Origin of the sequence: Colwellia sp. Bg11-12, from assembly GCF_014076955.1 — a bacterium.
Taxonomy (GTDB): Bacteria; Pseudomonadota; Gammaproteobacteria; order Enterobacterales; family Alteromonadaceae; genus Colwellia_A.
On the sequence record NZ_JACGUZ010000036.1, the window covers coordinates 36692 to 50826 of the forward strand.

9 protein-coding genes and 1 pseudogene are annotated in these 14135 nt (G+C 36.5%); 5 read left to right on the forward strand and 5 right to left on the reverse strand.

What is annotated here, in order from left to right:
• Nucleotides 1-228: 228 nt before the first annotated feature.
• Complete coding sequence (locus H4J39_RS19245) at nucleotides 229-1170, reverse strand: kelch repeat-containing protein (RefSeq protein ID WP_182225531.1); 942 nt, start codon at nucleotides 1168-1170, stop codon at nucleotides 229-231.
• A gap of 484 nt (nucleotides 1171-1654) precedes the next feature.
• Here H4J39_RS19245 and H4J39_RS00650 point away from each other — a divergent pair, with 484 nt between their 5' ends.
• Entirely contained in the window at nucleotides 1655-2347 is a 693-nt protein-coding gene (locus H4J39_RS00650) for a response regulator transcription factor (protein ID WP_182225532.1), read from the forward strand.
• A gap of 17 nt (nucleotides 2348-2364) precedes the next feature.
• On the opposite strand, the gene H4J39_RS00655 is transcribed toward H4J39_RS00650, so the two are convergent.
• Nucleotides 2365-4119 carry an ATP-binding protein gene (locus tag H4J39_RS00655; RefSeq protein WP_182225533.1) on the reverse strand — a complete coding sequence of 585 codons (1755 nt, stop codon included), beginning with the start codon at nucleotides 4117-4119 and terminating at the stop codon, nucleotides 2365-2367.
• Between the two features lie 191 nt (nucleotides 4120-4310).
• Between H4J39_RS00655 and H4J39_RS00660 the strand changes: the two genes are divergently transcribed.
• The 3 genes from H4J39_RS00660 (at nucleotide 4311) to H4J39_RS00670 (ending at nucleotide 9547) form a co-directional block, all read left to right on the forward strand.
• Nucleotides 4311-5393 (forward strand): S41 family peptidase, encoded by a 1083-nt coding sequence (locus tag H4J39_RS00660; protein ID WP_182225534.1) that lies wholly within the window; start codon nucleotides 4311-4313, stop codon nucleotides 5391-5393.
• A gap of 356 nt (nucleotides 5394-5749) precedes the next feature.
• Nucleotides 5750-6364, forward strand: a complete 615-nt coding sequence (locus tag H4J39_RS00665; protein WP_182225535.1) for a DsbA family protein — start codon at nucleotides 5750-5752, stop codon at nucleotides 6362-6364.
• A gap of 534 nt (nucleotides 6365-6898) precedes the next feature.
• Nucleotides 6899-9547 carry a PAS domain-containing hybrid sensor histidine kinase/response regulator gene (locus tag H4J39_RS00670; RefSeq protein WP_182225536.1) on the forward strand — a complete coding sequence of 883 codons (2649 nt, stop codon included), beginning with the start codon at nucleotides 6899-6901 and terminating at the stop codon, nucleotides 9545-9547.
• A gap of 272 nt (nucleotides 9548-9819) precedes the next feature.
• Here H4J39_RS00670 and H4J39_RS00675 read toward each other — a convergent pair whose 3' ends face one another.
• The 3 genes from H4J39_RS00675 to H4J39_RS00685 form a co-directional block, all read right to left on the reverse strand.
• Nucleotides 9820-10779 (reverse strand): PA2778 family cysteine peptidase, encoded by a 960-nt coding sequence (locus H4J39_RS00675; protein WP_182225537.1) that lies wholly within the window; start codon nucleotides 10777-10779, stop codon nucleotides 9820-9822.
• 40 nt (nucleotides 10780-10819) lie between these two features.
• Complete coding sequence (locus tag H4J39_RS00680) at nucleotides 10820-11191, reverse strand: PA2779 family protein (protein WP_182225538.1); 372 nt, start codon at nucleotides 11189-11191, stop codon at nucleotides 10820-10822.
• Nucleotides 11192-11894: 703 nt separating this feature from the next.
• The gene (locus H4J39_RS00685) at nucleotides 11895-13475 is read right to left on the reverse strand and encodes a diguanylate cyclase (RefSeq protein WP_182225539.1); all 1581 of its coding nucleotides are present in this window, start codon (nucleotides 13473-13475) and stop codon (nucleotides 11895-11897) included.
• Nucleotides 13476-13911: 436 nt separating this feature from the next.
• Between H4J39_RS00685 and H4J39_RS00690 the strand changes: the two are divergent.
• Nucleotides 13912-14135, forward strand: a pseudogene (locus H4J39_RS00690) (hypothetical protein); the annotation flags it as partial.

A 14135-nucleotide genomic window follows, 5' to 3' on the forward strand; every position in this document is an offset into this window, starting at 1 on the left:
TGTTATATAGATTATTTCTGCTAACGATAACTTAGAAAACGAGAGCTTACATATCAGATTAACCAGTAAAAAATTAGTCACAAGAGTTTTTATAATGGCACTGACAGGCGTTTTACTCTGCTTGATATCCAAAAAAATTAACGGAAATATTATCCTGTATAATTGACTAAAATTACGAACTCAAAATATAGCAGTAGTTTGAATTATATTTACTACTATAGTTACATATCACAAGTTAAATACTTGTATATAATCAAGAAAAGGTCCTTTCCCACCAGTATTTCCCCCTATCACATAGGTAGTATCACCTAATGTCGTTGTTGCATTATGTCTACTGGCCTTATAACCAATATCAATCAACTCCCACTCATGCGTTAGAAAATCATAAGAATAAGTAGAATTCAAATTATTGTAATTCCCAAAAACAAATAATTTATCTTTGACAATAGTGAGGGAGTGAGCGCTAATTCCTTCAGGCATAGTAGGAAGCGATTCCCATTTATTCAACTGTGGATCAAATCGTTCAAAGACATCAAGCGAAGAAGTTCGATCATACCCTCCAACAACATATATTAAACCGTCTCTAACCACTGCTCTTGTCGTTTTCGCTGTCGGCATATCAGCAGCTCGCACCCACTTTTTTTGAGCTATGTTTAAGACGGCCACAATCGGACTAGCTTTTATCTGCCTTTTACTAGGATATCCGCCACCAAAAACAAAAACACTTCCATTTAAAAATACTGCACTATTGATACGTGTTGGTGCGGGAAGCGGTTGTGCAAAGCTAACTTCATGTGTGATCGTATTAAATACTTCGACTCTCTTTTCATATCTAAATTTTTTGTCCTCAATACTTACTCCACCTAATATATAAATTGAATGCTTTCCATCCCAAACTGCTGAAAAATATCGCCTTGGTATTAACCTATTTTTTAGAACCTCTTTTTTTCCTGATAACGGTTCAATTATCTCAATATCTGAAAGAAAACCTGATTTGTTCGCACCCGCCAGCACATATATCTTACTACCATCATTTACAGCAGCATGACCATATCGAGCAGTAGACAAAGATAAAGATTCTGAATTCAAATCAGGCTTTGAACTACAGCCCGCTAGAATAATTAATAAAAGAGTTGTAATAGATAGAGCAATATTTTTTGAATTTATCACGAGTTTAATCCGTTAAATTATGAAGCCTGCAGATTATTCAATTTACGACACAAATACAACAAAATCAAATAATTAAAGATAACCTTCCATTTCGCAAAGTGTTCTCTTTGTAAACCAGCCAGAAATACTCACTTATAGCGTTCATTTGACCTAAGGAGCAGCTAATAGCTAACGTCACCACTACGCACCACGGAAATGTTAGTACGAATAAAAGTTAGTGCCAAAAACATAGCTGATTAGGGAATTGAGTTTATTTTATGTGAGATACTTCAATATTATCTGGATAGTATAAAACCCAAACTTAATTAAAATACTTTTGGTTTTCTACTACCGAATTTTGTAAACTTCAATACGCGAAATAAAAATAATTAACGTCAAATGTTAGCTCCTTTCACTATTTAATGGATACATTGAGCTAATACGCCTTGTTGAATATCTATATGTGACCAATGCAAGAGCTGCGAACTAAATCAGAATGGGACTAATGAGTAATATATTAATTGTTGAAGATGACGAACATATCCGAGAAATGCTACTTTATATCCTAGAAAAAGAGGAATATTCTGTAATAGGTGTTGCGAGTGCAGAAGCTGCATTATCTCATTGTATGCAAGAAAAACCTGATTTAATCCTCCTTGATATTGAACTCCCTGGGATCAATGGCTATCAATTTTGTGAATGTTTACAACGAAATCACGCTAATAAAATGCCATTGATTATTATGTTAACCGATCAAATAGATGTCAGCGATATAGAAAAAGGTCTGGCAAGTTTTGCTGATGACTATATTGCTAAACCCTTTAATCCTCGCCTTCTTGTCGCTAGGATAAAAGCGAATTTGAGGCGTCTGTCTGGACTGCCTGAACCGGTAACCACTGAACGGCTTTCATCCTTTGGCGTTACTATTGATGTACCCACTCGGCACGTTACTTTACATAGTGAACATATTCCCCTTCAGAAAATGGAATTTGATATTCTGTATTTATTAATGTCATCTCCCAATCGTGTATTTTCGCGAGATAGTATTATTTATCACAGCAAAGGAGAAAATTACTACATAGCGGATCGCGCCATCGATAACCAAATCTATAAGTTGCGAAAAAAGCTCGGCGAGGCCGGGAAACACCTAGAGACAGTATCAGGGATCGGTTACCGCTTCTCTGCTTCGGTTACTTAGTAAGGTAAGTTCTTCGCTTACTTAACCAAACTTTTCCCAACAAATACCGTTTGAATAGCGGTATGTAATTCGCTAAATGCAATGGGTTTGGATACGACATCGTTAATTATCGCTAGCCCTTGTTCACTCTTAACTAGCTCAGGTGTTGCTGTGATAATAATTACGGGTTGTTCGGTAGATATGGCTTGTACCTTGTTGGCAAATTGTATGCCTGTCATTTGTGGCATATTTAAATCAGATACCACCAAATCAAATTTTTCAGGCTCACCGCGATACATCTCTAATGCTTTATTACAATCACTAAAGGCTATAACTTGATAACCTAGTCCCGTTAACCTCCTTTTGACTAAAGTCAACACCGACTTATCATCATCAAGTAGCAGTATGCGCTTATTTTGCGTTAGTTGAGTAGCTTTAGCACCTTCTCTAGCTTGTTGCTCAATAGTATCAGCCTTAGGCCACCAGACACTAAAACAGCTACCTTGATTCAACTCACTGGTAACATCAATATGTCCAGAATAACCTTCAACAATGCTATAACATAAAGATAACCCCAGCCCAGTACCGCCAAGCTGTTTTCTGGTGGTAAAATAGGGTTCAAAAATTTGTTGCTGTTGTTGTTGACTCATGCCACAACCGCTGTCTTTTATTGTCAGACAATAGCCAGCTTTCTCAAGATAGCTCTGCTCGCAGATATCTATGACCAGTTGACCAGGCTCTGTAGCCATTGCTTGTAGGGCATTAGTACAGAGATTCAATAATACTTGATATATTTTCGTTGGATCAGCAACAATTCCATAACGGTTAAGATTATCGAATTGTTTTAATACCGTAATATTATCTCTAATTGTCGGTGCGATAGATAACAACAATTCATTTACTTCGTCTTTTAGATCGATTAATTCTTCTTGATCAGAAAATTTCTGTTGCCCGCCTATAGCCCTTATTTGCTGTGTTAATCGTTTTGCCCGATATGAAGCGTCTAACACTCGATCAAGTGCAAATTGAATATCTTCTTTTTTGGGTTCTGTTTTTGCTAGTTCAGCGTAGCCGATAATTGAAGTAAGTATATTGTTAAAGTCATGACCAATTCCGCTGGCTAAAGTACCTACCGCTTCAAGTTTTTGTTTTTGATACAACTGTTTTTCCAGATCACTTTGTTGTTGGAGTAAAACAACACCACGACGAAAAATGGTTAATAACGTTAATAACAACAAAAGTAATATATAGGCATAGGCATCTGCGTTTTGATAACTACTATCTGTTCCCACCAAAGGCCCGCTCACTTGATTTACTAATTCTTTAAGTGGCTTCATACTTTCTGTACGCCAATAATCAAGGGCAAAAACGTCAATCAACAGCAGAACAACAATAAATTGAACCCGGCGAATATTGGCGGAATCAAAGGGTTTTTGTACGTCTACTGTAACAAGCATGCGCCGGAGAGTGCCCAAAATGGTGAGAAATAACATAGAGGTGATTAATGATATACCTGAATGTGTTAACCAATGGGTTTCATTATAGCTGTCTAAACCGGGGATCATTATTTCAATTGCAAGTCCAGACACTATAGCTGTAAGTATAGAATCAGGTACCCCACCCAGACCAAATAGCTTAGCCTGCCCTAGTGGCCACCAACTAAGAAAGTCTAACCCCCAATACATTACACCCAAAAAATTGACCGACTGAACTAAAGTGACCATAGCAACAAGGTAAAAAATGCTAGTGAGCACATAACGTATTTTAAAGTCCGGAAGTTTTATTAATTTCATTCAATCGCCCAGAAAATTTATTGCAGGCAAGCATACGCTAATTTTAAGTGAAGAAAAAATGACAATAAAAAAATATTAGGGTGAACTCGGATTTATATACTTTTCTTCATCTTCTAACTGCCATGAACTTTGTATTCACGAATCAATCATGACCAGCTTTGATTTAATTTTACTCGCAAATAGGATCTACTGTGAAAAACTCAATGATTAACAAAACTCGCCAGACAAAAAGTATTAGCTCAATAATAGCCATAGCTTGTGGTTCACTTTTATTGGCGTTTACGACAATGGCCAACGAGCCGACATATACCTTAGATAAGAACTCAAGGATGCAAGTTATAACCTCGATTATTAATGAACTGGAACAGGGCTATGTTTTCCCAATAAAGGCAGTAAAAGTAGCGGAGAAATTGCGCAGCCGCCAACAAAAAAATGAATATCAAGACATTGACGATGCTAATGAGTTTGCTAAAACACTCACTGAACATTTACAACTGGCAGCCGGTGATAAACATCTGCAGGTAGAGTTCAGTGACGAAATAATTCCAGTTAGCAGTGACCCAAAAGCACAAGAGGCTAGAGCAGCATTTGAAATGGAAATGTGGCGTGCACATAACTTTGGCATCGAAAAAATTGAACGAATAAAATTCAATATGGGTTATTTGAAATTAACTGCATTTGGCCCTGTGAAAGAAGTTGGGCCATTGCTTGCCTCTGCGATGAATCTACTTAATAACACCGATAGCTTGATAATTGATCTTAGAGGTAATTTCGGCGGTAACGAACAAACGGTGCAATTGCTTGCCAGTTACCTATTAAACCAACGTACTCATTTACTCGATATGGTTAAACGCGAAGGCAATCGCATAGATCAACATTGGAGCAGTGATTATGTTGAAGGACAACGTTTTGGCGAAGAAAAAGATGTATATATTCTAATCGATAAAAACAGTTTTTCAGCTGCTGAGGACTTCAGCTACACGATGAAAAACCTCAACCGTGCCACTTTGATCGGTGAAATTAGCGCAGGAGCAGCAAACTCTGGCGACACGGTGAGACTAAATGAGCATTTCAATCTATTTTTACCTACCGCTCGAGGCATCAGCCCAATAACTCAAACAAACTGGGAAGGTACCGGCGTAACCCCTGATATTAAAGTACTAGGTGAAGATGCGCTTAAAAAGGCGCAGGTAGTGATATTAACTAAATTGATAGCGAGTGAACAAGACCCACGACGAATTGAACGAATGAAAGCTCGGATTGCTGAGCTTTAAACGGTTAGCAAAATACCTAAGCAAATTTGGCAAGTGATACCGGTTAATAGCTAACGAATAAATGATACTTTTAAATTGATTAACTTTTAAGGATAATAACATCCATACCTTAATATCCTTATTAACCCTTTTCGGGTAGTTTTAGGTCTGTAGTGGGATAAATTGATTAGAGGTTTCTATGGCGTATATGGGCGCCATTATAACTAATAAATTGATGTCCGCTATATAATCACAAAGTTGTCGTTTGATATTTTATGGGGCTTATTTAGCTTTACGCACCAAGGGAGTATTAGCACGAATAAAAGTTAGCGTTCTTAATTTAGATCATTTGTATTGTTATTGCCTAGGAGTAACTAATGTCTGATTCAACTTTATTTTATGTACATGACCCAATGTGCAGTTGGTGCTGGGGACATCGCCCTCAATGGGAGCACTTACAAGCAGCTTTACCAGAATCAGTGGCGGTAAAGAATGTGGTAGGCGGTCTTGCACCAGACAGTGACAAAGCTATGCCACTAGATCAACAGCAAGCGATAGGTGGTTACTGGAAAAAAATTGAAGGAATGCTTGGCACTCAATTTAATCACGACTTTTGGCAGCAAAACACACCGCGTAGATCAACTTATCCCGCTTGTCGATCTGTCATTGCTGCGCGATGGCAGAATGCAGAAGATAAAATGATAGCGGCTATACAAGAGGCTTATTATTTAAAAGCCAAAAACCCTTCAGATACTGAAACACATCTTCTGTTAGCGACTGAGTTGGGGCTTGATGCTGAAAAATTTTCTGCTGATTTCAGTTCAGAAAAATTAGCAAAAGTTTTTAAGCAAGAGTTACAGTTTGCTCGTACTTTACCTATAAACGGTTTTCCGTCAATGGTGTTACAACATCAGGGCCAAGTACATGTTATACCGCTTGATTATAAAGATTATCGTGGTGCTATAAAGGTAATAACCGAAATCATTAGCTAACATTGTGTTAAGCATCCTCGGATAAACACTCTGTCATATAGACTTTTATGTATCTATATATTCGTCGCCCATAATCTACTGGTGTATGAGTCTAGGGGGTAATGGTCTGTTTGCCACAAAGCCGACCTAATTTAGACGCCTATTTATCACTATAAATAGTCCGATTTGCCACCAAAGCAGTCACAGAAACTTAAATTACATCGACAGTATTTGGCTAAAAGTAGGTGTTTTTTTGATGGGATGTTAAAACATTCACAAGCTAAAGCGAACGTTATCAACATTTGAATAAAGGTCACTTGGTACTAATTTTTTACTTAGGTAAATTCTGCATTGATCCTTACAGCTTTCAATGAATTAGGCTTACTTTAGATATATATACCATTTGTCGGTCTTACGGTGCACATTATATAATATGTTTTATATGCATATTAATATTATTGGTCTAATATCAAAATATTAAAGGCTCTTTTATCCCGTAAATATTGAGCAACCATTAAAAGTATTACTCACATAAAGAATCCCTAGGCTATATAAATGAATAAGATCGATTTTTCAAAGAGTTACATTTTTTTAGGATTGGGGGTTTTTTCACTACTTATTTTATTTTATACCCATAACTCATGGGTAGGATTCACCAATAATAATAAGTTACATATTGATAATATTTCACGGGTTCAAATCAATGTTACTAATGCCCATTTATGGTTTGAAGAAAGTATAAGCGGCGATACCTCTATTGATCTCAACACTGATTTTTGGGACAAGTTAACAGCAGCAGAAGTTTTACTCAAACAATTATCAGAAGGAGGTACTAATGGCCAAGGGACATCAATAGTAGCCGTTTTAAAAAACTCAACAATAGATGAAATCAAAAATGCACTTTTAAGTCTAATTTTGTTTAAAGAAGTTGCACAACAAAGATTGGATAATAAAGCTTCAGGCGGGGTTGGTAGTCAACTTGATCAACAATTTGATGGTATTTATGTGAACGTAATTTCATCAGCAAGAAATATAAACGATGAGCTAAATGAAAGCCTAAATATTGATATTGAGAAACAAAATTTTCAATATTACGTGATATCAATAATTTGGTTATTAATTATCTCACTCTTCGTGTATAGACTTGAACAATCGAGGAAGTTACAGTCAAAATTAGAGAATTTACTAATCACTGAAAAAAATCAATTGGAAAGCCGTGTTAAAGAAAGAACATTAGAACTATCCAAAGCCAAAGAACAAGCTGAATCTGCCAAATTTGCCTTAGACCAACATTCACTTGTATCAATTGCAGATATCGACGGTAACATCCTCTATGTAAACGATAAATTTGTAGAAATCAGTGGTTATCAAGAAAGCGAACTTATTGGTAAAAAGCACAACCTACTTAATTCGAATAATCAGCCTAAGTCCTATTGGCAGAACATGCATCAAATGGTCTTAGGGGGGGAAGTATGGCACGACGAAGTCCGTAATAGAGCAAAGAACGGCGACTTCTATTGGGTTGATACCACGATAGTACCCAATTTCGATAGCAACAAAGAAGTCAAAGGTTTTACTTCCATACGCACAGATATTACGGCACAAAAAGAAATTTTAGAACATCTTGCCATAGCCAAGGAACAAGCTGAAACAGCAACAGAGGCAAAAACGCAATTTTTAGCGACTATGAGCCATGAAATTCGGACTCCAATGAATGGCGTGATAGGTATGACGAACCTTTTACTTGATACATCGTTAAATAAAGAGCAGTACAATTTTGCCAAAACGGTAAAATATAGTGCCGAATCTCTGTTGACTGTCATTAATGATATCCTTGATTTTTCCAAAGTTGAAGCTGGCATGTTAGAGCTTGAAGCAATTGAATTTGATTTAGAATTGTTGTTGCATGACGTTGGCAGCAGCATTGCTTTTCAAGCTCATAAAAAGGATCTAGAACTGATTTGTCCCGCTAACATTATGCCGAATCAGTCGTTCATTGCTGATCCTGGCCGGATTCGACAAATACTCAATAACTTGGTTGGTAATGCGATTAAATTCACAGATGTAGGAGAGATATCAGTATATTGTAAAGTGCAAGAGCAGACTGATCAGCGTACAAAAATCCTCTTTGAAATTACTGATACTGGTATTGGTCTTAGTGATGAACAACAAAGTAAGCTTTTTGAGCGTTTCAGTCAAGCCGATGGCTCTACTACTCGTAAATACAGAGGCACAGGGCTAGGGTTATCTATAAGTAAGCAGTTAGTTGAGATGATGGACGGTGAGATAGGCATCAAAAGTGTTGAAGGTAAAGGTTCAACGTTTTGGTTTACACTCAACATTGCTAATACAAACACTGTTAGACCAAAGAAGGTTTTTGATAACTTACAGGAGCAAAAAATACTTATCGTTGATGATAATTTAACAAATAGGGTTTTGTTAGGACAACTGCTTACTAAATGGCACGTTGAACATACGTTGGTAGATAGCGGTAAGAAAGCGTTAGAAAAATTAACTGAAGAAAGTTCAAAAGGGACACCTTACCATATCGCTATTCTAGATATGCAAATGCCTCAAATGGATGGTTTTCAGCTTGGTACTAAGATCAAAAATGATAATCACCTTTTTAAAAATACTCGTTTAGTGATGCTAACATCACAAGGGCAACGAGGAGGCGTGGAAAAATTAAAGGCCGCTGGGTTTAATGGATATCTTAATAAACCTATCGATCAAACTATTCTCTACAATACTTTAATGACAGTAGCAGGAGTTAATTCACCAGAACAACCTTTGGTCACGGCCTATAGTTCTCGTGAACTTCCTCAGTTTGCTGCAAGAGTTCTGGTAGTAGAGGACAATGCAGTTAATCAGAAAGTTGCCCAAGGCTTATTGAAAAAGTTTGGTGTGCAAGTTGAATTAGCTGCCAATGGAGAAGAAGCGTTAAATTCTTTAGAGAATCTGCCTTTTGATTTAGTTCTTATAGATTGTCAAATGCCAGTAATGGATGGTTATGAAGCTACTCAACAAATTCGACATTTAGAATCGAAGGTACTTAATCGAGATATACCGATAATCGCCATGACAGCAAATTCAATGGAAGGCGATCGAGAGAAGTGTCTCGCGGTAGGAATGAATGATTTTATCTCTAAACCAGTAAACCCTAATAAGGTGCAAGAAGCATTAAAACGCTGGCTACCGCAGTGAAATTCTAAAGTATAGAAACCAATGTTTATTGAGTAGATAAGCTTGTATCTGCTAATAGATTGGAGAAGTTTTGTACTTATATTAACATCAAGTGATGGAAATTCAACGGCTGCATTGAGCTTTCAGGAGGCATAGACTTGTATTTATCCTGACAGACGACTGAGCCACCATTGCGGTCGTTCATCATGAGTCAGTTAACAGCTAATAAAAACGTAAGCACCATAAGCGGATGACAACGAGCGAAATAATGATAATCGCTTTTCCACAATCAACTAATTTATATTTGTTGCTTGACAGTATACTGTATCTAAAGAGGCAGACAGTTTAATTTGTTCCTTTGTATCAAGTAAACTTTCTGCCTCTGGTGACAGAGCTAAGGCTTGCTCAATCAGGGTATTTGCCTTGTCTTTACAACCAAGTTTAGCCAGCACATAGGCATAATTATTTAGGTACGGTACTTGAGTCTGGACTTCGCCATGCGCCAGCTGGAAGCCTTTCTGGTACCACTGGGCGGCGACTCTGGGGCTAGTAGGCAAATAATGATTGGCAAGTAAAAAATAAGGTAGCCAGTAGCCTACCCATTCATGACTGGCACGCTGCATAGCAATCAAACCTGCGTCAGTTTGCCCCGTACTCAGCAGATCTTGAGCTGCTTTAGTATAGATAAACTTGTTAAAGTGCTGACTGCTAACGCTACCCGGCACAGCGGCTAGCAACCAATAATTACCACGCTGCCACGTGCGTTCAAATGTGCCTAAGTTTAGCTTGTGTGCTTTGGTTTCACCCGTGTGCAAAATAATATTTTCTTCTGCAAGGTCATACCCTATAACAACCGCATAGTGCCACATTGGAAACATCGATATAGAATTGTTCTGAAGTACAATAACGGGGATATTATCTCTAACCAAGCCCAGTAGCTGGGTTAAAGAACCTCGCTCTGCGTAGGCAAGTAGCTTATTTTGGCGGGCACTAGCAGTCATTTCGACTTGTAATGTGCCTTCTAGCTCTGGGATGAAAGTTGCTGGTGCTATATCCTCAGGTGCAGCTGTCCCCCCATAAAAGTTAATGACTTCGGAAAGAGTCGTTGGCCCACAAAAAAATGCTTGCTGAGGATAAAATGGTACATTTGAAATGGTGTGTTTGCTAAAACCAAAGTGATTATCTGCTAATAACACTCTGGTTTGCAATGGAGTTTGACAGGCCGTGAGTAATAAAAAAACACTAACAAGCATACTAGCCTTGATGATTATACTCCTTTTCAAATATTAGGGATTAAATTGGTCTGATAAAAGGATAGACGTCTGTAATTCCCAATACATCTAGTACAGCAATTACTACTAAAACAGTCACAATAGTGCCTACTACTCCGCCTGCTGGCATTTCGTTCATCTGTGTATTTAAAGATGCCAATTCGTCTTGTGTCATGTTAGCGATGCGCATTTTTGCATCAGCTTGATTTACCCCTAAAACTGTTAACTGTTGTTGCACGGCATCTGAATCTACAAAAGCCAAAATATGTTGTTTATTGTAGCTATGTTGTTGAGTCGCCAGTACTTGTTCTGAACCATAAACTTCGGCTGAAGCTTGACCCAACCCTAAAATAAGTAATAGACAGCCTAACGCAGTTTTTATATATTTATTCATAAATTAACAATCCTATTTAATGTGAACTTTATATACTTTAAGAGATAAAATTCAATATGCTATATGATAAAGAAGTGCTTTAACACTAACATAATATCCAAATTAAGCAATATTGACCCTAGGTGTTTTCCTGTAACTCAATTGTAATCAAAGTATCAAATATTATTTAGAGCAGCATACATACTGGATCCGTTTTAGTTGCTAATTAACATACATGAATCGAATTCATAGCTTTAATCCAATCTTCTTTTCCATCGATTGTTCTGTATAGTCAAAAAATGTGTCGATTTCATTTTAAATTTATATGAAACTAGATTAGGCTAATCGGACTATTTATTGTGATAAATTAACGCCTAAATTAAGCCGACTTTCTTGCAAAAGTATAGCGTTGTATTGACTAATAAAGCTCCACTATCCGCTAAGAGTTTGCAAGAGAGACTGAACTCACTTATAAACCTAGTACATCTACCGACGGCAACAAAGCCATCACAGCGGTCACTCATCATTAAAATGAGCCAACTAGTTAGTTTTTCCAATTGCCTATAAAGCGTTGTTCTTATGAATTACAGTTTAAACAGTTAACTACATTTACTAACGCTATTACAAATCGTAAATAATTTGGAAAGAGCCACTCTAGAATAACTATTTCTTTCTTTTTTGCTCCTAGTCGCTATTGATTCAATTAACACAGCTCTTTATTATTTTAATTATTCGATGAAAAATAATTAATAACAAAACGATTACGGCCGTTAGCTTTAGCTTGATAAAGTGCTTTATCAGCAGTTTTAACAATTTCATCTAACGGTAAAGAAAAATCAACAACGTCAGATGGTTGTACAATCGTAGCACCTAAACTTACTGTAAGGAATGGAGCTGTTGGTGATTTCGAATGGGGAATATTAAGGCTCCCTATTGTGTCTATAATATCTTGCATTTTTCTCTGTAAATTGTCTTCAGACATTTCACTAAACAATAAAACAAACTCTTCTCCACCAAAGCGCGCACAAATATCGGTAGAACGTTTACAATGTTTTTCTAATGATTGTGCAACTTCATATAGTGTTTCATCTCCTTTCATATGGCCAAAAGAATCGTTATAACTTTTGAAATGATCAATATCGCAAATTACAACAATAAAACTAACATTGTGCCGGATACATTGATCTTTATGCTTATCTAAACCCGTTTTTAAACCATAGCGATTCATAACTTGAGTTAGTTGGTCTGTATTAACTTGCTTAGTCAATAATTCGTTTTGTTTTTTAATAGTAAACATAAGTTTGTTGACATTTCTTGATACGGTAGAAAGCTCTTTTACGGTATAGTTTTCATTTAATTTGGTATATTTTTCTTTTGTATCCTTGATTTTAATGTCATTGGCTAGTTTTTTCACTGGCATAATAATGGTAATTGAAATGAGTCGATGAACCATATAAAACACAAAACTAAGTAAGGTAATAAATATCAGGCTTTGTTCATTTACTAGATTAGGCATATTACCTAAGCTATGTACCATTTTAAGAATAGCAACAGGACGAGTGTTCATATCTTCTATTAATACTTGAGTAAAAGGCTCTACGGTACTCATAGTCGATTTTTCATTCCAAAGATGAAAGCGCTTTAAGTTTTTATCTTGAGGAATAGGGCTAAATGAGATTTTGGTTACCGTGTACCTCCCCAAGTCTTCTGTAAAATCATTTTCAATCAGTTTGATTAAAATAAGAAATCCTCGATGCTCACCGCCGAGATCAGATTTTCTGACTTGATTGACACTGTAAATAGCAGGACCATGCTGTGTAGTCATAAACCCTTTGGTATTAGGGGAGCTAAAATCATTTTTCGGTGTAGGTAACATAGTCAAATAGTGGGGGTGTTTTTTGAAATCATAGAAAGAAAAATTCAAGGATTTTCCTGTTTTGTAATTAAGTCCCTTACCAAGAATAAGTTCAAGATCTTTATTGATATAAAAAATACCATTTATTTCTAGGCTTTTAAAAGTATTGTCAATAATATTTTCGTCAATATAGTCTTGATTTTGATCAACCATAAAATCATAAGTTGATGTCCAAACGGCATAATCAAAACTTGTTTTTGATATATTTTTCAACATGTTTTCGATACTGAATGTTAAGGCGTCAAGTTCTCTGTTTGCAAGAAGTGATGTACTAACTTCGAGTTTTGGCAACTCTATAAAATATCGATAGCCGACTAAAGCACTTGTAAACAATAAAAATAATAATACGAGTACACGCAGTTGTAGTTGATTAAAAGTTAATGACTTCATGCTTCTAAGTAATTTAGAAAATAAGAATAATATAAAGAATAGATGATTTAAGACAAAAATAGAAATACACTTAACAAACTATATAAATGGTAATACAACTAATATATACCAAAGGTCAAAGGCAGCATTGAGCTTAGAGCGGCCTTAGGTTTATCAATGTTATAGCTTCTTCTTTGCGTATCAAGAGAGCATGAGCAAGAATAAAAGTTAGTGCCAAAAACATAACCGATTAGGGAATTTGGTTCAATCGTCACTTATGCCACTTTGTTGGGCTAAGATATGCTCAGTAATTTTAATCCTTCATAAATCACAGATGAATACGCCTAGACATATACAAGCCTCGGCACTTATAATCACCGCATTGTTACGAAGAGTAACCTTTTTAGTTTAATACACTTAATACACAAACTAATAAATCACTTCCCTAAGGAAAAAAATGAAAAAAATTACTATCCCTCTAATCACTTGTCTAGCCTTAAGCGCTTGTGCTACTTTTGACCCATATACGGGTGAGCAAAAAGTCACCAATACCGCTAAAGGCGCGGGTATCGGAGCAGGTGTTGCTGCTGTGGCGGCTTATTTAGCCAATAAAAATGAGGATGATATAAGTAAAAGGAATCGTAGAATTTTGAAAGCTGCAACCGGCGGCGCTGCGATTGG